Raw genomic sequence first — 25144 nt, forward strand, 5'->3', positions numbered from 1 at the left:
GGCGGCACCGCTCACGTCACGAAGAAGATCCCGGCGTCCGTGCCGGCGGGTGTGTACTCGGCGAGCCGGGCGCGCAGGCCGTCCTCGCGCTGCGGCCGGTACAGGTCGTGGAAGGCACCGAGTTCGGCCCCGTCGTCGGCGCCGCGACGGATCTCCTCGGCGCACCGGTCGGCCAACTGCCCGTACCAGGGCGTCCCGTACCACTGGGCGGCGAACAACGGTCGTATGCGTCCAGCCTGTTCGGGACCGGCCAGGTCGGGCTGGCAGCGGTACCGGCGGGGCGTGCGCGAGCCGGGCGGGACGTACGAGAAGCGCAGGCAGCCGATCCCGCGCCGGGCCACGTGGAGCTTGCCGGTGAAGACCGAGTTCTCGGCGATCTCCACGGCGTGCGTGTGGACTTCGCCGATGACGGTGGTGCGGTGCAGGTGCAGGACGGCGTGGGCGTGGCGGCAGTCGGGGGCGGAGAGGGCCTCGCGGTCGTCGCCGGTGGCGTCCAGGACGCTGTCGCGGAGGTGGATGTCGAGGGGGTCCTCGCTCACCTCGTCGCCGATGACCTCGATGGTGCCGAGGATGCTGTGCTCGATCTGCAGGCAGGCGGTGGTGCGGTCGAGGACGATGCTGGGCTCGTCGGGCGAGTGCGGCTCGCACTCGGGTTCCAGGGACCAGCCGGGCACGAGGGTGCTGTGCCGGACGACGACGGCGCCCATCGGGCCGGTGACGTTGATGCCGCGTCCGGCGACGAGGAGCCCGTCCAGGACGAGGCGCGGCCGCTCGTGCGGTGCGCAGTCTCCGTCCACGGCGCGGATGTTGAGGGCGTCGGGCCGGTTGCTGTACCAGTCGAGCAGCCGGATCACCGGCCGCGTGCCCTCGGCCGCCCGCAGTTCGAGGCGGTCGCCCGGGTCGAGGTCGAAGTCCAGCTGTTCCTGGTACGCCCCACTGTGGGTGATCTCGATGATGCCGGTACGGTCCGGGCGGCGCGCCTCCTGCCAGGCCCGGTAGGCGTCCATGATCCTCCGGTACGGCTGTCCGGGCCCGACCCGGTAGCAGTCGGCGTCGGGGCGTGAGTCGCGGTCGCGGTCGTACTCGCCGCCGCCCATGTCGGCGCCGAAGGCGTGGTGGTAGTCGACCCAGATTCCCTGCCGGGGCGCGGAGCGGGACCCGAACGCGATGCGACCCAGCTCCGGGTCGACGGCGATCTGGCCGCGCCGGGGCCGGTAGCGCCAGTCGGACAGGTCGGCGACCACGATGTCCGTGAGCGGTACGGGCTGGTCCTCGCCGTCGCGGCGGATGACGAGGCTCTTGCCGGGACCGTAGTAGTCGGCGAGCCGGTCGTGCAGCAGACGGCGGGTGACGAAGGCCGGGACGTTGTCGACGGCGGCGAGGTGCGCGGGCGACGGCTCGGGGACCGGCTTGGTGACGAGCGGGGTGTCGTTGCCGAGGATGGAGAAGGTGTACAGGTTGCGGGCGCGGTCGATGCAGTAGGCCGGGGACGCGGTCAGGGAGTGAGACTTCAGCCGCCAGACGAAGAGACCGACTCCGGCGGGGCTCCAACCACCTTGTTTGCGAGCCGAGTCGGCGCGCCGTACGTCGACGGTCCGCGACGTGCGCCCGAAGGGGCCGCCCGCCAGGGCGAGTTCGGATCCGTCCCGCAGGTCGACGAGGCGGCCGCGCTCCCCGCGCCGCCCGGTGCCGTACAGCTTCACGGGCTGGGTGTGGGCCACCTGCCGGGACAGTTCGACGGCGCGGGCGGGCCACTCGGCCACCTGCTCGGCGAGTTCCTCCAGAAGGTGGAGGCTGCCCTTGCGGCGGCGGTGGGCGACGGTGGCGGCCACGTCCCGGCGCGGTGCGATCGCCTCGGAGAGGGCTTCCCGGCCGCCGCCGTGCAGGCCGGTGGTGAGGACGCGTTCGTAGCCCGGCAGGGTGCGGTAGCCGACCATGTCGCCGAGGTACGGCAGGACCCAGGGTGCCGCGGTCTCCACGAAGAGGTCCTCGTAGCCCTGCTGGACGCCGTCGCGAACTCGGTCGAGCTGCTCGGCGATCACGGCGAGCAGGGCGCGCAGCGGTTCGCCCTCCTCGGCGTCGCGCAGCCGGTGCCAGCGGGGCAGCAGCTCGGCGAGTCCGTCCGGCTCCCGGGGCGCCACCTCGGCCGGTGTCTCCAACTCGACGTCCGGGGACATCACTTGACCTCCGTCAGAATCAGGGTGTCCGCGGCCTTCGCCGACAGCAGCGCGAGCTGGGCCGGGCGGATGCCGCGGAAGACGAACACCGTCCGGCCCTTCGCCAGGCGCCGGGTGTCGGTGATGTCGGGGTTGAGGCGCAGGAGTCCGGCGAGCGGGAGGCCGTAGCGGACGCAGACGGACGAGAGAGTCTCGCCGTTCGCGTCGCGGACCGTGTGGGTCCTCTCCTCGTACGTCGCCGGATGCGCGGGTACGGACGCGCGCGGAACGACGGGGTCGGTGAGCAGCGCGGTCAGCTCGTCCGGGCCGGCGGAGGCGCGTACGCCGGTGAAGACGTCGACGTCCACGTAGTCGACGCCGGGCACCGACTGGGCGGTGGCCAGTACCTCGGAGAGCCGGGCGGGCTGCCCCAACTCCCGCCCCTCGTAGCCGAGTCGCCGCAGCAGGGCCTGCCGCAGCCTGGGTTCGACGAGCTCCCAGGCGTGATCCGGGGCCGACTTCACCTTGGCGGCGACGAGCAGCAGGACCGGTTCGCGCACGTCCACGCGGACCGCGAGGCCGGGGTCGCCGTACTCGGTGAGCGCGGCACGCAGGGGCCTCAGGGTCTCCTCGCCGAGCGGTACGTCGTCGGTGCCGGCGACCGTCACGTGCAGCACGCGCCGCCGACCGTCGAAGAGTTCGCGCGCGGCGGCGCGGCCGATGCCGGCGCGGGAGCGGGCGAAGTCCTCGTAGTCGGCCGCCGAGACGAGCCGGTCCAGGGCGGAGACGGCGAGCGGGATCGTACGGCGGGTCAGGCCGGGTCCGTCCGCGTCCGCGCCGCCCGTGACCGGGCGCGGGTTGGTGACGGCGGTGACGCCGAGCGGGCGGGTGAGGGGCTGGGTGATGCGGTCGGCGGGCACGTTGGCGGCCTTGCCCGTGCCGGAGCGGTAACGGGCGCGGACGTTCTCGTGCCCGCCCGGCAGACGGGCGCCGTGGACGCCGTCGCCGAACGTCACGGTCGTGCGGCCGCCGGCGGTGGTGCCGGTGATGTAGACGCGTTCCGTCGAGCCGCGTCCGGCGAGGCTGTCGACCTCGTGCCAGAGCAGACCGTCGACGCGGATCTCCAGGACGGGTGTGGCGCCGAGCGGGGTGTCGTCGGCGAGCCAGGTGAGCGGGGACTGCCACAGCGCGAACGTCTGGTTGACGCGGTCGGAGTCGCCACTGCCGATGGCCTCCTCGCGGCTCTCGCCGTGTGTGACCTCGACGACGTTGCCGAGGATGCGGACGCTCACGCGGCGATAGCGGTGCACGAGGTCGGCGGTGAGGGTCAGCCGGGTGTGCACATGGTCGCCGGGCAACTGCGGGTCGACGGCCGGATCGGCCGCGGCGATCGTGACCACCTCGGTGGCGGTGACGCCGGCCGCGCCGGGGACATCGGTGCGCTCGCCGGTGACGATCAGGGTGCGTCCGGGGCGCAATCCGTCGTACAGCTCGGCGAGTTCGATCTCGTTGCCGTGGACCTCGTCTCCGAGCGGCTCGTCCGCAGGGCGCAGGGACTGGCCCGCCGCATGCACGGTGGTGTCGCGGATGTGTGAGAGCAGGACGTCGAACTCGTCCAACCAGGGATCGGCGAGGGTGAGTTCGGTGCCGCGTCCGGTGATGCCGTAGTTGGTGTAGGTCGCCGTGCGCGCCGCCACGACCTGCGTGGTGACGAAGGCAAGCTTGGCGTCGCCGGGTGTACCGGCTCCCTTGGCGGGGCGCTGGATCGCCACCCAGCTACCGACGGTGATGCCGTCGTGCACCGTGTCGAGCTGCAGCACGCGGCGGTTGACCGGTTCCGGCTTGCTCGCGATGACGATCTCGACGTTGGGTTCGGTGCTGCCCACCGCGTACTTGAGGGTCACCTCGTACTCGCCGTGGGTGAACCGCGCGCTCGCGCCAGGCCGCAGGGACTCCTCGTGGGCCGTGCCGTTGTGCACACCGACGTGGACGGTGCCGTCGTCGTCCGGGCGGGACACGAACAGGGTGCGCTCGGGCAGGCCGGTGCGCAGGCGGGCGGTGACGCCGGGTTCCTGGGCGTCGGCCGGGATGGGGGTCCCCCCGCTCGAGCGAGTTCGAGAGTGGGGGAGGCTGAGCCAGTTCAGGTCGCGGTCCTGGCCGGAGCGGGTGGACAGGTCGACCTGCCCCGGGCCCAGCGTGAAGCTGACCTGCTGGGCGACGGGCAGGTTCTCGGCGCGCTGGTCGGAGCCGCTGCCCTCGACATACTGGAACTCCGCCCGGACCGGGACCTTGCCCGCGGGGTCGTACACGACGCGCAGGCTCGCCAGTACGGCGCCGGTCAGCGGCCAGTCGGCGGTACGAATGACCCGGCCCCGGTCGTCCTGGACCGGCTTGAGCGGGGCGGTGGCGCCGAAGGGGGCCCCGGTGACGCGCAGGGCGAGCAGTTCGCGCAGGAGTTGGGGTTCGCCGGTGCCGGGTGCGGCGGCGGTGCGCCAAGCCGGGTAGAGGCTGCCGAGGCCGGGGTTGAGGGCGGACAGGAGGCGGGCGGTGTCGGTGCCGGGGCGTTGGGTACGGCCGCCCGCCGTTCCGGGTGCGGGGGTGACGGTGCGCAGGGCGGGGAGGACGGTGGCCAGGGCTTGGAGGGCGGCGCGGCGGGGGTCCTGTGCGGGCCGGCGTACGGGGGTCGGGGCGACTGACTGTGCGGTCGGCTGTGCCGGTGCCAACTCCAGTGCGCGTTCCGCCAGTTCCGCCAGCACCGCCTCCAGCCGCTCGAACCACGCCGACACGTCCTCGTAGGGTTCAGCCAGAACCTGGGCCTCGGCCAGGCGGGCCAGCGGTTCGGCGAGGCTGGTCGCCAGGCTCTCCGGAGTTTTGATGCCGTCCAGGTCGGTCCGCAGCGGGGCCAGGACCTGGTCGTCGAAGTCCTCGATCAGGCGGCTGACCGGGCGCGGATCAGGGACCTCGGGCGTCGGCGGCTCGTCGCCCGGTTCCCCCGGGGTCGCGGGCTCGGCCGTCCAGCGCCGTACCTCGTCGACGAGTTCCTTGAGCGTGGGCGGGGCCGACCTGGGCAGGGAGATCGCGGTGATCTCGTCCTCGCGATCGATACGGACACCCGCAACGGGCAGCAACTTCCTTTCCCCGCCCGCCTGTTCGCCGAAGACGAAGAGGAGTTGGTCGCCGGTCTGGAGGGAGTTCGCCGTGCCCTCGACGAAGAGGGAGGAGCGGTGGTCGAGGTCCTCGGGCGTGACAAGGGAGGGGCGGCGGCGCCGTACCTTGAGCTCGTTCCAGTCCCAGCGGGCGCTGAGCTCCCGGGACGTCTCGAACGTCAGGGACTGCTCGTCGGCGGAGGCGGGCACGCTGTGGCTGCGCGCGCCGCGCGGGATCAGTACGGGCAGGGCCTCGGCGCGCGGGTCGCGTTCGAGGGTGTACGCGAGATGGGTGCCGGCTGCGACACCCGGTCGCGGCCGGTATCCGACGAGCCGGCCGAGCAGCACCAGCGAGCGATGCTCGTTGGCTGTACGGATGTACGCCTCGTCGGCGATGCGCTCGGAGTGGAAGGTGAGCAGGTCGCCGAGGACGGCGGTGGCGTCGAGCAGGCCGATCGCCGGGTCGTCGGGGGTGCGGACGGTGAGACTGTTCAGGGCCGGGTACGCCGGTGAGGCCAGCCGGTCGAGGAGGGCGGCGAGGAAGGAGCCGTACTCGCCGACGCGGTAGTCGAGGGCGGTGCGGCCGGGAGGGTTGTGGAGCGGGGCGGGGGCGAGGCGCTCGTCATGGCCTCCGCACGCGCCCCCACAGGAGCAGCCCTGGCTCATCGGGCACCTCCCAGGGATATCGCGAACCGCCCGTTCTCCGGCCGGTCCCGGTCGTTGTCGCAGATGGCGATCTCCAGCGGGCCGAGCCGCAGCACGCCGTCCTCCCTCTCTCCTCGGTCTGGTTCGAACAGCCTTCGCAACCGCGTGACCTCCACGCTCTCCACGCCCGTCACGGCCGCGGCGACGGTGACCAGACGGCTGAGCCGGACGGATTCGCCGAAGGTCAGCGCGTCCGGGTGGAAGAACCCGAGCCGTCCCCCGGGCAGCCGCCCGTTGCCGAGCACGCGGTACAGCTCGGCCAGGATCTGCCCGTGCTGGTGGCCGGGCCGGGCGCAGACGGTGAGCGCGATGTCGAGCGGCACCGGGCGGGCGGGGCCGACGACCAGGTCGTGTCCGATGCGCCGGTACGTCTCGAGCGACTGGGTGACCGAGGCGAGCAGTTGCTCGGTCGGGGCGCCGGTGCCGTACGCGTCGACGGCGACGTGCGCCTCCTGCGTGCTGCCGGTCCAGCGGAGTTCGGCGGCGGCCCGCTGGACGCCGGGCAGGGCGGAGGCGAGGACCGCGTAGTCCTCGGCGGTGACGGCGCGGAGCCGGGTGCGGCGCAGGTCGAGCGGCGCCAACTGACGTACCTGGTCGATGGGTTCGGGTTCAGTGCCGCCGGTGGCGGGGAGCGGGTTACGGACCGTGGCGACCGTGGTCGCGCAGTCGGCCGCCACAACCAGGTGGTTGATGGCCTCCGCGCCGACGTTGCCCGCCAATCCGCCGCCGAGCCGGTACCGGATGGCGAGCCGTGTCCCGGGCGACGGCCTCGCTCCATGCCGGCCGTCACCGAAGCGCAGGGCGAGGCGGCCATCGTCCTCCAGCTCGCCGACGAAATGCCGCTCGCGGGGGCCGCTGTCGAGCAGGTCGCGGCGCGGCTCCCAGGCCTCTTCACCGTCGTACGGGCGTACGGCGGGCAGGGCGCGGCGCCCGTCCTGGGTCAGGGCAGCGGCAGCGGAGCCGCGCAGCACCGGCTCGTCGGGGTGGAGTCCCGCCGCGTACGCCGGTCCCCAACTGTGCGCGATCTCCCAGGCGATGTGCCCGTCGAGAACCGTACCCGCGCGGGCCCGCGCCGTGAGGATCTCGACGCGTCGCAGCTTGGTGTCGAGCAACTCGTCGCTACGGTACAGGAGTTCACGCAGGGCGCGGACCGGATGCCGCTGGAGTTCCAGGTGCTCCAGTGTCTTCAGACCGTAGACGACGGCGAGTTCGGCGGTCTCCGCCTCGCCGAGCCCGTCGCGGTCGCGGGCGCTGCGCCACAGGTCGACGAGCCGTTGCCGTACCCGGCCCGGGATGGCAGCGATCCGCTCGGCCTGTCCGGCGGCGACCGTGCCGGGATCGGGGAAGGGGACGGCCTGGGCGACGGGAGCGCGGCCGAGGACCGGGCGGAAGCGGGGTGCGAGGCCCGGGTACACGGACTGCGCGAGCAGCGTGCGCAGGGCGGCTGCCTGGGCGTACGACGTGCCCGGCACCACGTGTTCGTGGCGCTGCCCGGCACGCTCGAGACCGAGCCCGGCGCGTACGGCGGCCCGCTCCCCCACGACCTCGAGCAGTTCACGGACGTCGTCGGGGGTGAGTGCCTGCCCGCTCTCCGCCCGGTCGGTCAGGGAGTTGATCAGACGTGCGGGCGCGTTGCCCTCCGTACGGTCGTCGCAGCCGAAGTCCGGCGGGCCGCAGGGGGCGACGACGGCCGGTACCAAAGGCACGGTGACCGTCTCGGCGAACCCGGAGCGGCCGTGGTCGACGAGGACCGTGTTGCCGCGGGCCAGGGTCACATCCTCGACGGGCAGGCAGTCGGGGCCACCGCGGGTGGTGAGGGTGAGGGGGAAGCGCAGCGCGTCCTCGGCGGCCCAGGTGACCTCCAGGACCGGCTGGTCCTCGATCCGGTCCAGGCCGGGCGTGACCGAGGTGAGGCGCACGGCCTGACGGTGGGCGGGGTCGGCGTCGCCGGGGGTGCCGGTGCGCGGGCCCCTGACCTCCTCCAGGACCAGGATGTCGCCGGATTTCAGGGCGAGTTGGCGCTTCCGGCAGGTCTCGGCGTCCACCCAGGCGTCGCGCAGCGTGGCCGCGGAGGTTCCCTTCGGCAGGGCGCACACCTCGCCGCCCCAGGTCCACAGCCGGATCGCGTTGTGCGCGACGCGCAGCTCCAGCGGGTCGGCGACGACGACCGGTTCGAAGACCTCCACCGAGCCGCGCTCGTCGAGGTCGCCGAGGTCGTTCTCGTCGAGGACGGTGCCGGGTTCGGGGCGGTCGTGCGGGTCGAGGGTGCGTACGTCGACCGAGGCGAAGCGGTACGTCCCGGCCGCGAGGGTGTGGTCGCCTGCGGTCTCGACGGTGACGTACGTGCGGGCGTTGCAGCCGTCGTGCATCGCGTAGTCGATCAGCCGCACGTGCCGGCGGACGGAGACGCGCCGGCGCGCGGTGCCGAGGTAGGCCTCGGTGGCGACCGCGTCCTGCTGGTAGCTGATCCGGTCGCCGGTGTGGGCGAGCAGTTCCACCAGTGTGACGCCCAGGTCGGCGGGGTTGCGCTCGATCCAGTCGGGGGTGGTGAGCGCGAGCCGGTCCAGGAGGAGCTTGCGGAGGGTGTCGTAGTCGCGGGCGGTGTAGTCGACGACGGGCGCGGCCGGCCAAACCGAGGTTTCCCCGCCTTCGTCCTTGCAGTCGAAGGGTGTGGGGCAGTCGGGCCGGAAGCTGAAGTCGGCGCCGTGGTAGCGCTGGTCGAAGCCGCGGAACGGTTCGGTGCCGGGTCGCCCGTACGGGTCGGTCTCCACCAGGGAGAGCCGGTAGCGGGAGGTGTCTCCGGCCCGGTCGAGGGTGACGTGGAGCCGGTCGTCGAGCTCCGGGTCCTCCTCGCGTTCGACGCTGACGTCCACCGCGGTGATGCCGGTGATGCCGGTGATCCGCCGGCCGCCGTCGACGCGGACGTTCTCGGGGCCGAGGCCGTGCGGCGCCTTGCCGAGGAAGGTGACGGTGAGCAGCAGCCCGTCGTCACTGACCTCGACGGCGTCGACACCATTGAGCTGAGCGGCCCTTGCCTTGGCCCGGCGGGTGGTCGCGGTGCTCATGCCGCCCTCCCCTCGAAGACGTCCTCGCGCACGGTGCCGGTGGACCGGACGACGTACGACAGATGCACGCGTACGACGGCGTCGCCGCCCTCGATGTCGAGGGCCACGACCTCGACGAGGTCGCCCAGCCAGCGCTGCAGTGCGGCCTGGACGGAGAGTTCGAGGGTGCTGAGCAGTTCGGGGCTGTTGGGCGCGAAGACCAGGTCGAGCAGTCCGCAGCCGAAGTCGGGGCGCATGACGCGCTCACCGGGGCTGGTGAACAGCAGTTGTTCAATGAGGTCGTGGACGTGCTCGGCGGGACGGGCGTGCGCGGTGCGGCCCCGGCGGTCGGCGTGGAAGGGGAAGGCGATGTCGGTGCGGACTCGCCCGCTGGTCGGCCTCATCGGACGGTGACCTTTCGCTGCGCGGCCTGGACGACGGGCGGCCCCTGTGGGACGAAGGCCGCGCTGAAGCACTGGGCCGCGGAGGTGTCGAGCAGCACGTGCGCGCCGTCGACGGTGACGCCGCTGCCGTCGGCGGTCCAGCGGACCGAGACGCACGGCGAGGGCACACCGGTGACGGTGTGCGGGCAGCCGGTGACGATGTAGGTGTGGGCGGCCGTGGTGACGGCGGCGCCCTGGCTGAGCGCACCGCCTGAGGGTGTGGTGGCGGGCGTGACACGACCGCCGTGCGGGCAGCCGATCACGGCCGCCGCGTCGAGCAGACTCCCGGACATCTCTTCTTGCGTCCCCCGTTCCCTATCGCTTCGAGAGCACGGTCAACTGGCCCTCGTTGATGGTCACTTCACGTCCGCGCAGCACGACCTCGGCGCCCGCGCCGGTGGCGATGACCACGGCTTCCCTGGTGATGCGGATGTAGGCGCCGCCCTGGGCCTGGAGCAGGATTCCCTGGTCGGCTCCGGCGGTGTCGTTGAGCACGAGCTTGTGGGCCTGCGGTGTCTGCACGACGACGGGCTTGCTGGGCGAGTTCGCCTGGAGCTCGCGTCGCGCGTCGGGCGGAAGCTCGTCGGCGGCGCCGTACCAGCACCCGGTCCAGACGGGGAAGCTCGGGTCCCCCTGCTCGAACTCCACCCAGACGCCCGAGCCGGGCGGCGGCACCACGAACTGGCCCGCCTCCTGGCCGGTGAAAGGCAGGCAGGGCAGCGCCCAGGTGGACGGTTCGTCGCCGAGCACGTCCGGCACCTCGGCTGTGATGCGGCCGATGCGCAGCGGGTCGTTGTTGTCCACCACCCGGCCGCGGAACTTGCCGAGGTAGCGATTGCTGGGTGCCGCCATGCTGAACTGCTCCTGTTCGATGGGTGGTTCGGATCAGGGCCGGACGTGGTCGCTGCGCGCTTCCAGGCCTTCGCGGGAAAGCGTGAAGTTCTGCTGGAACGAGCCGGGGCGCAGCTCGTGCGTGACGGACTTGACGTAGTAGTCGCCGTCGTAGGCCCGGCCGGAGCCGCGTACGCCGACGAGTTGGCGCGGCTGGAGGAGATAGCCGTGCCGGTTGACGTCGAGCGAGCCGGAGCCCGAGACGACGTCTGCGGAGACGGCGGCACGCGCCAGCAACTCGGCCTCTGCCTGCTCCCGTTGCTGTTTGGCGGTCCCGGAGAGGGTCTTGCGTTTGAGGGCCGGCGTGGGCCGTCGGCCGAGAGGCGGACGCAACGGACTGATCGGCGGCTGCGGAAGCAGGGTGGCCTGCCGGGTGCCGGGGTCCTGCCAGCGGGCCTGCGGCTCCTCCCGCGCGGTGCCGTCGTACGCGAACGTCAGCTGGTCCACGGTCGAGTGGGCGTCCATGTTGACGTTGAGGGCGTGCTGGCGGATGCCGAGGCGTACCTCGGGACCCCAACGGGCCAACGACTGGCCGGGGTTGGGCCCCGGCTCCAGGTAGAAGGTGTAGCCGTTGGCGCGGGCCAGTTCCGTGACGTACTGGAGATCGGTCCCGGTCTGGTAGTGCACGCGCAGGTCCTGGTGTGGGGGCTGGGCGATCTTCTCGGTGTAGATGTCGGGGCGGATGCCGTAGTCGGAGTAGCGGCGCAGGATGCTCAGGACACGCTGGGAGGGTGGCAGGTTGGGGTAGCGGGCCGTCCGCTCCTCCAGGTCCATCAGCAGCGTCAGGTCCTCGCCGGTGACGGTGAGGGTGGAGTGGCCGGGGCTGTTGCTGGCGCCGACCTCCTGGCGGACGATCAGGCCGTCGAAGAGCACGTCAGGCGTGCCACGGACGCTGACGGTGACGATGACGCGGGTCTTCGGGTCGAAGAAGCCCTCGGGCAGCAGCCGTTGGTTGATGAGCCCGTTCTTCGTCAGGTCGAAGGCGAGCTGGAAGCCGCTGCGTTCGCCCGCGGTGGCGGTGATCTGGGCGGACAGCAGCGCCTCTGCGACCTCGACGGGCACGGGGCGGGCGAGCGTGGGGCCCATGAGGAGCGTGATGTGGACGGGGCCCTGCCCCACGGGCAGTTCAGACACGCCGGTCTCCACGCGGCAAGCCGCCGGCGAGCGGGATTCCGATGACCCGCCCGGCCTCGTCCGTCAACTCCCGTGGATCCAGAACGGGGTTGGCGTCGGCGATCCGCCACCACTGGCCGGGGTCGCCGAGGAAGCGCCGGGCGAGCAGATCGGGACGCTCGCCCGCGCCGACGGTGTGCGGCTCGGTCTCCTCGTCGAGCGGGGGCAGCAACCGGCGCTTGGTGTACCGGACTTCACTCCCGTCGGCGAGCCGGTGCACACCGATCTCCGCGTCGTGGTAGCGGCTGGTGCGCGGATAGGGATGGGCTCCGGGTATGGAGTCCAGGGCGCTCTCGTACGGCTCGGTCTCGGCCATGGTCTGCGGGTCAACCCCTTCCGGTCACGAGGTCGGCGCCCCCGAGCCCGAGGACGCCCAGGCTGCCGCCGCGCGCGGCCGCCGCGAGCCGCTCCTTCTGCGCGAGATGAGCCATGTAGAGGTCGGCGCCGCGGTGTCCGGCGGGCAGGTCGCTGACGGTGAGGATCTTCATGCCGATGCCGAGTGAGGCCCGTATCGGATTGAGATTCACGTCGAACGCGGACTCGTTGATGGACACCTCGGTCAGCCGCACCGGCATGACCCGCTTGCTGCCCCACGTGAACAGCGTCAGGGGCATCTCGATCGGGCTGATCTCGATGGCACCCTGCTGCGACAGCCGGGTCGCGGCGCGCAGTTGCGCGGTGGTCGGCTGCACGAGCATCTCGAGCGTGGCGAGCTGCGGGTGGATGCCGTCGGGCGCGGCGACCTCGAACTGGTCGGTCGCGTCGATCTCGGCGGTGAACTTCCAGGTCTCCTGCGCGGGGCCCTTGAGCCGGAGAGCTTCGTTTCTGTCTCCGCCGCCACTTCCCCCGCCGCCGCCATCTCCGCTGTCTCCGGCGGACTGGGGCGCGATGCTGCGTTCCAGGGTGTCGGGGTTGAACTGCAGCACGATGACTCGCTGGGGGGTGCCGCGGTCGGGGTCGACCACGACTATGCCGGAGCGGATGGGTTTGGGGATGTCTGCGTAACGGGTCACGGTTCGCCTCTGCCGCGGTCGGTGGTGTGCATGGATTCAGAGCTGCCGGATCACCATGGACCACCAGTTGTCCAACTCCTTCAGAGAGCCAGGGTCAAGGGTGGTGAGATACGCGGTGAGTAGATCCTTGTAATCGGCTTGCTGACTGTCATTCGCTGCCCTACTGAAGGCCTTGTACCTCCCGATGCGATACAGGAATTCGATGAAGTTTCCGAGCGACTCGTTGACGACCTCGATCTCGACGTTCTCAGCGACCAGTCGCGCGAGCAGGATCTGCCCGTCCAACGGGTTCAGGTAGTAACGAAGATCGGACTCGCTGTGCGGTGCCCCCAGCGTCACGAGCGTGACCTGCGTACCGCCGATGTCGGCGGAAACACCATCGAAGGTCTCCGGGTCGGCAACGACCTCCACCGAGAACATCCCGGTGAGCCGGTCGGGCAGGCCGACGTCAAAGAGCTCTTCCGCCTCGATTCCCGCCGATTTGAAAACCTCGCGGTCCGAGAAGTCGAGGCACGTGATATTGCCCGCCCCAAACAGGTCGATGAGCTGCTGCTGCGTTGCCATTATTTCCTCGCCGGTGTGGTGTCTACTTGCTCGTGATGAAGCGGGCCGATTTGTCGCGTTACTTCCACCATCCCTTAATGACGAACTTTACCAGTCGACCAACTTCCAACTTTTGCATCCCGGTTCGGATTTGGCGGCCAACCTTCGAGTTGGTCTTGTTGTGCAGTTGCCTCATGGTCTCCGGATGGTCTTCACCCGCCCCCTGAAGCTCACGAAGATGGTCCGCCTGCTTCTTCATCGCATACGTTCTGGCGGCTTCGGCGAGATCCGGGTCTTCCTTGAATTTGTCCATGATGTAGGTCGCGAGGGCATCGCGATACGAATCCTGAACCGTGCCGCTTCGTCTGCCGGTACCGTCGACCTTCTCACCCCTGAAGGGCGAGAGTTCCTCCTGGTCCTCAGATTCCCACCGCTTGAGCTCGACTACCTTGGTGACGAAGTCAATCTTGTCCATGACTTGTTCGAACTCGATGGGAATGGGGGCGCGGTCCTGCTGACCCGGCAACGGACGGGAGTCGCCAATTCCCCTGGACTTCTTGCGCTTTACCTGCTCCCGGCCTGTACCGACAGTCTTGGTGAGCGCATCGATCAGTTTGTCGCTCTTGCCCTTGGCCCAGTCGCTCGTCTTGATGTCCTGCAGACCGTTGGGCATCTTGGCGATCATTTCCTGGAGCTCCACCTCGGCGAGGTTCGCCTCCCGGGCGCCCTTGATCTTGTTCTCCGCTTCGATCTCGCGCTTCAAATCCTGGTACAGCTTCTGGAAACCCTTGGCGAACTCCGTTTCCGATTCGTCACCCTGAAGCAGGAACCAGTCATCGAACTCCCTGATACCTACTCTCTTCTGAATTTCCTTCAGGACTTCGGAATCTTCTCCGTCCAGGACCAGTTGTACGCGCTGCCGCTCGGCCTCGCTCACCTGCCGTCGCGGGTTGAGCAGGGCGTTGATCGCGTACTTGGAGGAACCTTCCAGGTTCAGCTGGCTCAAGCGGTACCAGATGCGCAGGCCGCTCAATGTGGCTCGCATGACGGGCTCTTTCGTCCCGCGCCGGAGCATTTTGTCCAGGCGAGGCTTGATGCGTGCCACGATCCTTGCCAGCCGTGCCTCCTTCGATTCCTTCGATTTCTCGTCCTTGCGCCGCTGCTCCTGCCGCTGCCTCTTCTGCTCCTGTCGGCGACGCTTGTCCTCGCGCAGCCGGTCCTTCTTCCTCTTGAACCGGTCACGCAGCTTCGACGCGCCGTTCTTGAGCGCCTTGCCGAGCTTCGACTTCTTCAGCTTCCTGCCGAGCGTCTTCGCGGCGTTGCCGACCTTCTTCAGGGCGGACTTGACCGCGCCCTTGGCCTTGGCGAGGGCCTTGCCCGCAGAGGACTTGGGCTTCCTGGGCTTGGTCGGCTTGGGACCCTCGATCTCCTTCTGCTTCTTCTTTGAAGCGGGCTCGGGAGTCTTGTCCTTGGCGGGAGACTCCGCCTTGTCCGGGGTCCGGTCCTTCGCCGGGCCCTGCTCTTTGTCAGGCGTCCTGTTCTTGTCGGGGCTCCCGTCTTTCTCCGGCGTCTCTTCCTTCCCAGGCCTCGTCTCCCCGTCCTTCGGCCTCGTCTCCCCGTCCTTCGGCTTCGTTTCCGCCCCATCCGGCTTCTTCGCCGGCCCCTTGGGCGTGGCGTGGTCCTTCGGCTTCACGGGAGACTTCGGTTCCGGTGACGGCTCGCCCTTCGGCCTACGCTCGGTGCCGGGCCGGGCCAGGGCCTGGCGGGCCTTCCGCATCGCCCCCCGCGCCGAGTTCACCGCCGAGCCGGCCGCCTTCTTCGCTCCCTTTCCAACCTTCTTCAGCCCATCCATGATCTTCTGCGCCATGCCCTTGAGCCGCTTGCCGACGCCCTTCGTCGCCGAAGACAGGCGCTGGAGCAGGAAGTTGGTGATGAAGTCCAGCAGGGCCACGACACCCGCGGCGACCGCCTCCGCGAACAGGCAGGCCGCCGGCCCCGCCTTCACCGCCTTCAGGTACGCCCAGAACTTCCCGAACGCCGACAGGATCGAGCTGACGGTCTGCCAGGCCGCCATCAGGCCCTGGACGATCGTCAGGATCGCCCCCGCCGCCGGCACGATCATCGAGACGACCTTCTCGATGACCAGGGACGCGATCATCATCGGCAGGGACGCGATGATTGCATCCCACGCCATCTTGCCTATCTGTTTGATCGACACGCAGCCCTTGACCAGGACGTCGATCACGGCCTTGCCCAGTCCGAGGACGCCCTCGACCTTCGTGTCGAACCACTGCTTGACCGCCACCTTGATGGCGCCCCAGAGGTGGTCGGTGATCCCGGTCTTGGCCGAGCTGCCCGCCTTGGAGATCCAGCCGCCCGGGTCGGGCGCGATGTCGGCGACCAGCGCCGCGAACTTCCCGAGCGCCTCGATGGCCGCCTGCGCGAACTTGATCGCTCCGACGATGACGGCCTGGTACGCCTTGATGACCGCCTTGACGCCCGCTTCCAGGACGTCCAGCAACTTGTTCAGACCGGCCGCGAGCGCGTCCAGAAGTGAATTGACCGCCTTCTTCAGGCCGTCCGCCAGTTGGTTGACCGTCGCGATGGCCGCGTCCCGCAGTCCCTCGATCGCCTTGCGGAAGCGGTCCCGCAGTTCGGGGAAGGCGGCCAGGAGCGTGTCACCGATCGCGATCAGGACGTCGGCGAGCGCGTTGATCGCCTTGATCGCCAGGTCGCGTACGAAGTCGATGGCCTGGTTGGCCCACTCCTTGAACGTGTCGATGATCCCGTTGACGGCCTTGCGGGCGGCGTCGAAGACCGCGATGACCGCCGCGAGCAGGCCCTTGAAGAAGTCGGCGACCTTGTCGGCGATCCAGCCGAGCAGGCCTCCGGAGGGCTTCTGCTCCTCCTTCTTCTTCTCCGCCTCCTTCTCAGCGTTCTCGCGCTCAGTGTCGATCTGCGCGTTGTCCTTGTCCTTGCGCGCTCCGACCTCCTTGTCCTTGTCGTCGCGCGCCTTGACGATCTCCTTGTTCTTCTTGCCGTGCTCGTCGTCGGACTGCTTGTCCGCGTCCTCGACCTTCTTGTCCTGCTCGTTCCGCCAGTCCTCGCGCTGTTTCTGCGTCTCCCGGGCGACCCGGCCGCGCTCGGCCGTCTGCTGCGAGGTGTTCCGATCGACCTCACGGTCGATCTCGGCCTGCTTGTCCTGCTTGGCCTGCTGCTCGCCCTGCTGGTGTTCCTTCTCCTTGGTGCCGAGGTCGCCCTGCGCCGTGCCGGCGGCACCGGTGATCTCGGTGCCCTTCTCCTGCTTGGCCACGGCGCCGACCCCGGCCTTCGGCGCGGGCGTGGCCTCGAGTGCGCCACCCTTGCTGCCCCCAGAACCGCCGGACGCCTTGCCGCTGAGCTGTTCCCGGGGCGCATTGGGGAAGATCTGGTCCTCGCCCATGGGCTTGGCCGCGTCCTCGCGGCCGGTCGTCTGCAGGTCGGACTGCTTGTCCTTGAGCGCCTTGGCCTGGTCGTCGGTGCGCTTGGGGTCGCTGGCGCCCTCGAGCCGGATCTTGGGGGCCGGGCCGACCGTCTTGTTCTCGAGTTCCGGGTCGGTGGTCGGGACGGCGTCGGCCGCGGCCTCGACGTTCTTCGCCTCGGCCTCGCTGAGCCCCTTGTCGGACACCGCGGGGGCCGGCGGCGGCGCCACGTCGGCCGTTGGCTGCTTGCCCTCGGCCTTCTCGCCGCCCTTGGCCTTCTGCTTCTCTCCCTGGTCCTCCGGGCCGACCCGATCCACCTTGCCGGTGACCTGGGCTGCCGCCGGAGCGGCCGCGGGTGGCGCCGAACGCGTCTGTGGTGCCCCCGAGGGACGTTCCCGCGTCGGCGGGGCCGCGTCGAGCCGCTGCTGCTCCTCGCCGATCTTCTTGTCCGCGGCCTTGTCGACCCCGGGCATGGCGGCGGCCGCCTGGTCGGGCGCCAGCTTGCTCACGGTCTGTACGGCGGCCTTGGGGTCCTGCCCCGAGACGTCCGGCGGCTCCTCCTGCTTCTGCTCGGGCGCGGCCTCACCACCGCCCCCTCCGCAACTGCCCTGCCCGCCCTCGTCCTTCTCGGGCGCGGGCGCGGGCGGCGCGCAGCCGCCGCCGTCCTTCTCGAGGGACGCCTCGGGCCGGGGCGCAGCGGACTCCGCGGTCTGGCCGGGCCCGTCGGTCTGCTCAGCGGCCGGGCTCACCGCCGCCTGCGCGACGGACGGCGCGGCACCAGGTCCGGCAGCGGTCGTCGGGCCGGTCTTCTCGGCGGCGCCCACGGGTCCGCGCGGCGCGGCGCCGGGCCCGGTCTCCTTGGGCACCCGGCTCTTGGCCTGGGGCGCCTCGCGCTCGGGCCGGGGCGGTTCGGCACCGCGCCGGGCGGCGGGCGAGGGGTCACGGTCCTCGACCGGGGTCTTGGGAGTCTGCGCACCGGCGGGCCGGGACACGGCCGCTGCCACCGGACTCACCACGGAGGGCGCCGGGCCCGCAGCCGACCGGGACTCCGCAGACGTACGGTCCTGCTGTTCCCTCTTCTCCTCCTGCGCGTCCTTGGCGTCCGGCTGTTCGTCGTCACCGTCCGCGCCCGCCGCGCCGGAGCCGTCGGCCTCCTTGGTCTGCTCCTTCTCCTGCTGCTGTTCCGGGTCGGGCTTCTCGGCCTCGGGCTCGGGCCGGTCCTTGTCCTGGGTCGCGAGGTCCGGACCGACCTCCTGGTCGAGCGGCTTCTCGGTCTCCTGCAGGTCCTTGGTGCCGCGGTCCTGAGCCTGTGCGGCGGGCCCGTTCTCGGGCTGCGGGGCCTCGCCCTCGACGGGCCCCTCGTCCTGGCCAGGGGCCTTCGGCTCGGGCCCGGCGTCGTCGGCGTCCTCCTCGGCCCGCCCCTGTTCGTTCTTCTCCCGCTCCTGCTCGGTCTTCTCGGCCTTCGTCGGCGGCGGGGTGGGGAAGGAGGGCAGCGACGGTTCGGCCGCGCCCGGCTCGAGCTTGTCCGCGGTCGGTACGGCGGACAGGTCCAGGTCGGCCTCGGGCAGGTAGTCCTCGGGCTTGAGTGCGGGCTCGGGCTCGCTGCCCGGCGCCCGGCCGCCCTCGTCCTCGCCGCCCGCGACCTCCTGGTCGGCGCCCGCTTCGAGGCCGAGCGGCCGTTCCTCTTCCCGCGGCTCGGCCTCGGCGCCGCCGTCCTCGTCCTGCTTGTTCAGCCCATGCTCGGACAGCGCGGAGTCGGGCTGCTCAGCCCGCTCGTCGACCTTCTCGGGGCGTATGGGACCGGACTGGGCCTTCTGCTTCGGATCCGGTTCCTCGCGCTTGGACCCGGGGGCCGGCTGCGTCTGGTCGTCGCGGCGCTTGCGCTTGTCGGCGCCGGGCGCGCTCGCCTGCTGCGGGTCGGCCTCCTCGCGCTCGCGCTGTTCCTTGCGGTCCTCCTTGGCCTGTTCGGCGCCCTCCTGCCGGCCCTGGGTGCGCTCGTCGGCGGCCTGGTCGGTGCGCTCGCGGTCGGCGGCGCCCTGCTCGTCCTCCTGCTGCTGCTCCTCCTTGGCCCGCTGCCGGGAGGCGTTGCGCTCGTCCTCCTGCTCCGTGCGCCGGGCGGCGTCCTGCTCCTCGGTGGCGGCGTCCGCGCTCGCCCGGCTGCGGTCGCTGCCGCTCTTCTCGTCGCGGGCCTTGGCGTCCTGCTGTTCCTCGCGGGCGTCGGCGGCACGCCTGTCGGTGGATCCGCGATCGGACTCCTGCTTCTTCTTCCACCGGGTTCGTTCGACACCGAGCTCTTCGAAGAGGTCGATCTCGGGCAACGGCGCGTCGGCGGGCTGGAGTTCGACGGGACCGGGGCGGGCCTGGTCGGCGATCTCCAGGAGCCGGTCGTACTCGGGTGTGAGCAGCCGGTTCTCCAGGCGCTCGACGACCGCGTCCTCCAACTCCTCGGACATCCTCGCCAGTTGGAGCCGTACGCGGCCGGACGCATCGGTCGGGTCGCCACGCAGGCAGCGCAGCACATTGCCCGCGAGCCGGTCCACGAGGGTCGCCGGGTCGACGGCCTCGGCGCGCATCCGGTCGGCGTCGACGGTGGCGTAGCGCAGCCAGCCGGGTGTGGCCTGTCCCTCCTCGACCTGCGGGGCAAGCTCCGAGGCATCCGGCTGTACGACCGCCTGTGCGGCCGCTTCCGCCTCTCGCTCAATGGCCTGCTGCGGCAGGCTCACGGCACCGAGCTCGCGGCCCGCCCGCAGCGCGCCGAGGCCGTGCGGGTTCTGCACGGTGTGCAGCAGCTCGTGGGCGAGGAGGCGGCGGCCCTCGTCCGTACCGGGTCTGAAGGCGCCCTCGCGGAAAAGGACGTCCTGGCCGACGGCGACGGCGTCCGCGCCGAGCAGCCCCGTGAGCTGTGCGGCGTCGCGTCCGGTGTGCAGCCGTACGCGGCCGAGGTCGTGCCCTAGCTGCTCCTCCAACTCCCGCCGTACGCCGGGGTCGAGGGGCTGTCCGGCGCCGCTGACGATGTTCTTCGGCTCGGGGGCACGCGACTTGGCGGCCCGCTCCCTGCGTTTGCGCCGGCGCTGTTCGGCGGTCTGTTCCGCTCGGGCGTCCTGGGCCTGGGAGCTCATCGCGTCACCTCCCCGTGCCCGCTGAGTCCCTCGTGCACCGCGCGTGCCAGTTCCTGGCCGAGCCGCCGCGCGGACAGCCCGGCGGACAGCGGCGGGAGCCCGGTGAGCGCGTCGACGCCGACCGCGCCCTGTGCCGCGAGGGGCACGCCGTGCAGCCGTACCAGCCGGGTGAGTTCGCGCTCGAACGCGGCCGTGACCCGCTCGGGGTCGGCCCGGAAGCCGTCGAGGACGAGTTCGCCGATCTCCACGTGTATCGCGGCCGGCCGCCTGCTCACACCCATCCGCGGACCTCCGGGGGTGTCAGCGAGCGCTCCAGCTTGAGGTACTCGGTGCGGGCGGCCGCGAGCATGTGCCGCATCTGCAGCCGGTCACCCTCCTCGGCGGCGAGGAACGCCCCGGACAGGGCGATGTTGCGGATCGAGCCGCCCGCGACGGTGAGTTGGGCGAGGAGTTCCGGGTCGATGTCCTTCAGCGGTGCCTGCGGCGGCAGCACGCGGCGCCAGATCTCGGCGCGCTCCTGCTCGGCAGGGAAGGGGAAGTCGACGACGAAGCGGATGCGGCGCAGGAAGGCGGTGTCGAGGGCCTGCTTCATGTTGGTGGTGAGGACGGCCAGGCCGCGGTAGGCCTCCATCCGCATGAGCAGGTAGCTCACTTCGAGGTTGGCGTAGCGGTCGTGGCTGTCCTTGACCTCGCTGCGCTTGCCGAAGAGGGCGTCGGCCTCGTCAAACAGCAGGAGGGCTCCGCCGCGTTCGGCCGCGTCGAAGACCCGGCGGAGGTTCTTCTCGGTTTCGCCGATGTACTTGCTGACCACCTGGGAGAGGTCCACGACGAACAGGTCGAGGCCCAGTTCGTTCGCCATGACCTCGGCGGCGAGGGTCTTGCCGGTGCCGGAGCCGCCCGCGAACAGCGCGGTGACGCCCAGGCCGCGGCGCAGGGTCGCGGCGAATCCCCACTCCTGGTGGACGATCGCCCGCTGCCGTACGTGCGCGACGATCTCCCGCAGCACACCCGTCTGCCGCTCGTGCAGCACGAGGTCGTCCCAGCGGGCCTGCGGCTCGATCCGGCGGCCCAGCTCGTCCATGCCGATGCGCGCCTCGTCGAGCCCGGCCCGCCAGGCGAGTTCGGCGGCGTCCAGTTCGTCCTCGTGCGGCAGCCGGCGCCGTACGGTGGCGGCGGCGGACCGTACGACGTGCGGCGGCAGCTGGAACTGGGCGATCAGCGACCGGAGTTCGGTGTCGCCCAGCTCGGCGACCTCGTCGAACGCGTCGGCCCACAGGCCGAGTTGTTCCTCGTCGTCCAGACGGGGCACGGCCACTCGAGTGCCGTGCGGGCGCTCGCTGCGCAGCGGATCCTCGCCGGCCACGACGACGGGTACGGCGGCCCCCGCCAGGAACGCCTCGGTCGCCGCCCGCTGGTCACGGTCGAGCTCGCCCACCTCGACGAGCAGCGCGGCGGGCAGCAGGATCGCCTCGCGTTGCCACAGCCGGGCGAGCCGGTCGCGTTCGGCGGGGTCGGCGGGAATGTCCTCGGCGCCCATCGCGTACAGCCCGAGACCCGAGCGGGCGGCAGCGGCGGCGGCGATATCGGCGCGGCTGCGCAGATCGCCGCCGGTGACCTCGACGAGCAGCGGTGCGCCGGGGCTGCGGCCGCCTTCCGTCCAGCCCTCGGCCAGCAGGCTCGCGGCCAGGTCGTACGACGGCGGCAGCGCGTCCGGCACCGGGGTGCGGCGCAACTGGCCGTGCAGGCGGGCGTCGAGGTAGGGCGAGCCGAGCAGGAAGTGCAGGATGCGCTCGTCCAGTCGGAGCCGGGAGGTCGTCAGCCGCGACTCGTCCTCCAACTCGATGATCCGCCAACGCCGCAGCGGGGCCACGGGCGTGAGCGCGCTCCAGTGGGCAGCGTCCAGGGCGGCCAGCGCGAGCGAGAAGGTCGGGTACGCCCGCCGCGGATCCCCGGCGGCCGCGGCGCACCGGGCGGCGGCGGTGGGGTCCAGCTCATCGGCGGCGGCGAGGAGGACCAGGTCCCGCTCGAAGGGGGTGAGGCCCAGGCAGGCGACCAGGGTGTCGAGGGGGGCGAGGTCGGGGGCGACAGGGATGAGGGCAGCGGTGGCCGGGGAGGAGGCGTCGTCGGTCGGGGCTGCGGCGGCACGCGCCGAGTGCGGGTCGGACGAAACACCAGCGGGGCCGGACGCGGCCGAGGCGTCGCCGTGCGAGGCTCCCGCGCCACCGGCCGCGTCGGCCACGACCGGAGCGGTGGCGCTGCCGCCCGGCGCGGCGGGCGTATCGCCGGCAGCTGCCGAATCCGGTGCGGGCCGTGCCGCGTGGGTCGCGTGGGCACGCGCCGCGTGGGTGTCGATGCGGGTCAGGACTCGGCGGATCTCGCCGGTCAGCGTTGCGCCGTCGCCGAACGCCGCGATGGCTGCCGGTCCCTGCGTCGCGTGCGCTCCCATGTCCTCGCCTGCCTCCATGGGTCCCACGTCCTCACCCACCCCCGTCGCTCCCACGTCTCCTCAGCTCTCCGTGTCCGCGTCGCCGTCCGGCCGGGGGCTCTTGACGGCCCTCTTGGTGGTCCTGGCCCCGGGCGCCTTGCGGGTGCGGGCCGGTGTCTTGGGCGCGGACTTGGCGACGGTTTTCGCGGGCGTCTTCGGAGGCTTCACGGTCTCGGCGGCGTCAGCCTTCGCCGGTTCCGGCTCGCGCCCCTCGGCCGGCGACTCGCCGGAAGTGGCCGGCGTCGCTCCCGATGGGACCGGCGCGCCCGGTGCTCCGAACGGCAGGACCCGGACGTCGGTCCGCTCGACCGGCCTGCCGGCGACCGGCGTCTCACGGCCGTCGATGAGGACGAGGGACGCCTGGTAGACCACCGACAGCGCGTACGGGGTCTGGTAGAGCATCCCCCACAGCTTCGACGTCTCGTCGACGTCCATCACCATCGGCGTGAACCGCACCCGCTGCGCCGCCTCCGCGAGGTTGCTGCCCGTCAAGTACGGCCGCTCACCGGCGAGTTCGATGACGTCCGTGGGCAGGATCGGGATCTCGTGCAGCGTGCGCACCACCGAGCCGATGAGCCGCTGGCCGACCAGCTCGGTCTCGTCGCCGTACGCGCTGATCACGTAGTTCAGGTCGAGCGCGGCGGCGGCCCGGCGCACCAGTCTGCCGTCGGACGCACGGGTCGGCAGGTCCTGGTTGCGCTGCGAGACGTTGGGCGTGACCTGGTACAGGAACACGGAGATGGTGGGCTCGGCGGGCGGCTCGGCGGGCGGCTTGCGCGGCTCCACCTTGACGGCCATGTCGATCTCGGGTCGCAGATGGGACTCGATCAGCAGGGCGAGGGCCTGGCTGACATGGGCGATGGCGAGTGCGTTGCTCATGGCGTCAGTTCCCCGGTTCCTCTCGTGCCGTTCGTCCCCGTCGTTCTCGTGCTGCTGTGCGGCTCACTCGCGCCCCCGTGCCAGGTATTCGGCCAGGCTCAGGGCCGCTCCCGGCCGTTCGCCGGACCGCGTCGGCGGCCGTGTGCCGTTCCGCGGCGGCGTCGATCCCGCCGTTACTTCGAGCCGCCCGATCTGCACCCGCACCACCTGTTCCGGCGACCGTGCGGGGCGGCGGGCGGCGGCCTGCCGTACGGCCTCACGGGCCGCTGTGGTGTCCGCGGCGCTCGGGCGCGCCGCGGCCAGGAGAGCGGCGGGGGCGGCGTCCGTGCCCGGGGGGACGGGCAGGGACGCCGCGGCCCGGTCCGCGCCCGGTTCCGGGCGCCCGGCCCCGGCCGTACGCGATCCGGACGGGGGCACCGGCCGCGGCGTCGCGAGGGGCGCGACGGGACGCAGCAGCGGTGCCTCGGGCAGGGCGGGCGGAGCCGAGTGTGCCACCGCGTCGGCGGGCTCCCGCTCCATGTGTACGACGGTCCGCTCCCGTTCCGTGTGCCGCCGCACGTCGGCAGGGGCCGGGCGCGGCGACTCCCGCTCGGGTACGGCCGTCGGCGCGGCGGTAGGCCACGCCACCGGGTCGGCGTCGGGCTCGGGTGTGCGGGACCGTACGGCCTCGACCCGTTCGAACGGGCCCGGCAGCCGGGGCCGTACGCGGACCGCGTCCGGTCGTGGGGCGGTGTGCCGGGCGAGCAACCGGTCGAGGAAGTCGGGCTCGGCCGAGGGCGCCCGGGAGGGGGTGTCAGACATCCGCGCACAGCTCCAGGTAGTAGCGGCGGCGCAGCGGGCTGAGCGCCAGGATCTCCGGCTCGCTCCAGCCGTAGGCGGTGGCGAGCAGATGGACGTCGAGCAGTACGTCCCTTGCCCAGGCGTCCAGTTCGGTCCACAAATAGGAGGCGATGTCCAGCTCGGCCCGGGTGGCCGCGCCGCACTCGGGGCAGTTCACGTTGAGGGTGACATCGGCGCCGGGGTCGGCCGCCTCGACGGCGTCGGCGATCCGGCGCTGCACCGGGGCGGGCAGGGCGTCGGCCGGCACGGCCGTTCCGTCCCGCACCGCCGAGACCAGGCACCGCGCAAGCAGCGCGGCGCGCGGGTCGGCGGCGCGGGCGGCGGCCGCGAGGTCGGCTGGGGCGGGCAGCCGGAACTCGACGTCCCAGCCGCCCTCCGCCAGCCCCACGACGCTCGTGTCCGGCCCGCCGAGCGACCGGGCGAATGCCCCGGCGTCCAGGTCGAACTCCATGTCCGCCCCGCACGCGTGGCACTCGAGGCGCACCTGCATCCGCTCCCCGAACAGGGCGCGACGCAGGTCGAACAGGTCGGCCTCGCGCTCGCCCAGGGGCCGCTGCGGCAGCGCCCCTGCATCGAGGTCCGGGCGTGCCGTGCGGTGCAGCAGCCGGGCGCGCCCGGCGGATGCCTCGACGAGCCCCGCCTCCCAGGTGGCCAGCAGCCCGGCCGCCCCGGTGTTCGCCATGTGTCCCCCCGCTTTCCTCAACTGATGTCGGTTCAGGCCGGGTTGAGGAAGGAGGGCTCCTCGGGTTCGGGTACCTCGTAGTCCCGCTCCCAGCCCTCGCACTCGAGTTTCAGCGACTGGATGGCCACCGCGTTGGCGTTGGCGTCGAGTTCGCCGAGCACCTGGTACTCGCTGGGCCAGGTCCGGTACAGCTTGTGCGAGACGGCGACCTGGCCGGCCTCGTTGAGGACCTGGATGACGATGTCCTTGCGGAAGTCGGCGAGGGACACCTCGGAGCCGAGCCCGGCGCCGACCTGCCAGACCTTGTTGGCCCAGCGGTCGAACTCGGGGTCGTGGGTGACGCCGCGCTCCAGCGTGATGCCCTCGAACTCGGAGCGGCCGGGCGACTTGCGCGGCGAGGAGGGGTCGCCGCCGTGCCGGTGCTTGACGACTTCGGTGGTCCGCTTGAGCGGGCTGATCTTGCTGATGCCGGCGACCGTTCGACCGTCCCACAGGACCAGGAACTTGAAGTTCTTGTAGGGGTCGAAACGATGGGCGTTGACGGTGAACTCTGCCATCGGATTC

The 25144-nt window shown here is 71.7% G+C and carries 17 protein-coding genes; all 17 read right to left on the reverse strand.

Annotation, left to right across the window (positions count from 1 at the left end):
- Positions 1-11 precede the first annotated feature (11 nt).
- The 17 genes from ACFYXB_RS09375 to ACFYXB_RS09455 all read right to left on the reverse strand — a co-directional run bounded on the left by ACFYXB_RS09375 (position 12) and on the right by ACFYXB_RS09455 (position 25137).
- On the reverse strand, positions 12-2177 hold the full coding sequence (locus ACFYXB_RS09375) for a hypothetical protein (protein WP_389579612.1): 2166 nt from the start codon (positions 2175-2177) through the stop codon (positions 12-14).
- Positions 2177-5968 carry a putative baseplate assembly protein gene (locus ACFYXB_RS09380; protein ID WP_389579614.1) on the reverse strand — a complete coding sequence of 1264 codons (3792 nt, stop codon included), beginning with the start codon at positions 5966-5968 and terminating at the stop codon, positions 2177-2179. Before ACFYXB_RS09380 ends, ACFYXB_RS09375 begins: the two co-directional genes overlap by 1 nt.
- The gene (locus ACFYXB_RS09385) at positions 5965-9072 is read right to left on the reverse strand and encodes a putative baseplate assembly protein (protein ID WP_389579616.1); all 3108 of its coding nucleotides are present in this window, start codon (positions 9070-9072) and stop codon (positions 5965-5967) included. Before ACFYXB_RS09385 ends, ACFYXB_RS09380 begins: the two co-directional genes overlap by 4 nt.
- Positions 9069-9455, reverse strand: coding sequence for a GPW/gp25 family protein (locus ACFYXB_RS09390; RefSeq protein WP_388500150.1), 387 nt, complete (start codon positions 9453-9455; stop codon positions 9069-9071). The genes ACFYXB_RS09385 and ACFYXB_RS09390 overlap by 4 nt, the downstream gene beginning before the upstream one ends.
- Positions 9452-9787, reverse strand: a complete 336-nt coding sequence (locus ACFYXB_RS09395) for a hypothetical protein (RefSeq protein WP_389579619.1) — start codon at positions 9785-9787, stop codon at positions 9452-9454. Before ACFYXB_RS09395 ends, ACFYXB_RS09390 begins: the two co-directional genes overlap by 4 nt.
- A gap of 22 nt (positions 9788-9809) precedes the next feature.
- Positions 9810-10346 (reverse strand): phage baseplate assembly protein V, encoded by a 537-nt coding sequence (locus ACFYXB_RS09400; RefSeq protein ID WP_351349402.1) that lies wholly within the window; start codon positions 10344-10346, stop codon positions 9810-9812.
- Positions 10347-10379: 33 nt separating this feature from the next.
- The gene (locus tag ACFYXB_RS09405; RefSeq protein WP_389579622.1) at positions 10380-11519 is read right to left on the reverse strand and encodes a hypothetical protein; all 1140 of its coding nucleotides are present in this window, start codon (positions 11517-11519) and stop codon (positions 10380-10382) included.
- Positions 11512-11874, reverse strand: a complete 363-nt coding sequence (locus ACFYXB_RS09410; protein ID WP_389579625.1) for a hypothetical protein — start codon at positions 11872-11874, stop codon at positions 11512-11514. The genes ACFYXB_RS09405 and ACFYXB_RS09410 overlap by 8 nt, the downstream gene beginning before the upstream one ends.
- Positions 11875-11884: 10 nt before the next feature.
- Positions 11885-12571 (reverse strand): hypothetical protein, encoded by a 687-nt coding sequence (locus ACFYXB_RS09415; protein ID WP_389579627.1) that lies wholly within the window; start codon positions 12569-12571, stop codon positions 11885-11887.
- Between the two features lie 36 nt (positions 12572-12607).
- On the reverse strand, positions 12608-13135 hold the full coding sequence (locus ACFYXB_RS09420; protein ID WP_389579630.1) for an SUKH-4 family immunity protein: 528 nt from the start codon (positions 13133-13135) through the stop codon (positions 12608-12610).
- Between the two features lie 58 nt (positions 13136-13193).
- Positions 13194-19694 (reverse strand): DUF4157 domain-containing protein, encoded by a 6501-nt coding sequence (locus ACFYXB_RS09425; protein ID WP_389579633.1) that lies wholly within the window; start codon positions 19692-19694, stop codon positions 13194-13196.
- Complete coding sequence (locus tag ACFYXB_RS09430) at positions 19691-19975, reverse strand: hypothetical protein (RefSeq protein ID WP_351349420.1); 285 nt, start codon at positions 19973-19975, stop codon at positions 19691-19693. Before ACFYXB_RS09430 ends, ACFYXB_RS09425 begins: the two co-directional genes overlap by 4 nt.
- Positions 19966-22140, reverse strand: a complete 2175-nt coding sequence (locus ACFYXB_RS09435; RefSeq protein WP_389580234.1) for an ATP-binding protein — start codon at positions 22138-22140, stop codon at positions 19966-19968. Before ACFYXB_RS09435 ends, ACFYXB_RS09430 begins: the two co-directional genes overlap by 10 nt.
- A gap of 60 nt (positions 22141-22200) precedes the next feature.
- On the reverse strand, positions 22201-23058 hold the full coding sequence (locus ACFYXB_RS09440) for a Pvc16 family protein (RefSeq protein WP_389579636.1): 858 nt from the start codon (positions 23056-23058) through the stop codon (positions 22201-22203).
- A 63-nt stretch (positions 23059-23121) separates the two neighbouring features.
- On the reverse strand, positions 23122-23859 hold the full coding sequence (locus ACFYXB_RS09445) for a hypothetical protein (protein ID WP_389579638.1): 738 nt from the start codon (positions 23857-23859) through the stop codon (positions 23122-23124).
- Positions 23852-24580, reverse strand: a complete 729-nt coding sequence (locus ACFYXB_RS09450) for a hypothetical protein (protein ID WP_389579640.1) — start codon at positions 24578-24580, stop codon at positions 23852-23854. The genes ACFYXB_RS09445 and ACFYXB_RS09450 overlap by 8 nt, the downstream gene beginning before the upstream one ends.
- Positions 24581-24612: 32 nt before the next feature.
- Positions 24613-25137, reverse strand: a complete 525-nt coding sequence (locus tag ACFYXB_RS09455; RefSeq protein WP_004003113.1) for a phage tail protein — start codon at positions 25135-25137, stop codon at positions 24613-24615.
- Positions 25138-25144: the final 7 nt, after the last annotated feature.

Origin of the sequence: Streptomyces sp. NPDC002619 (assembly GCF_042889305.1) — a bacterium.
Lineage (GTDB): Bacteria > Actinomycetota > Actinomycetes > Streptomycetales > Streptomycetaceae > Streptomyces.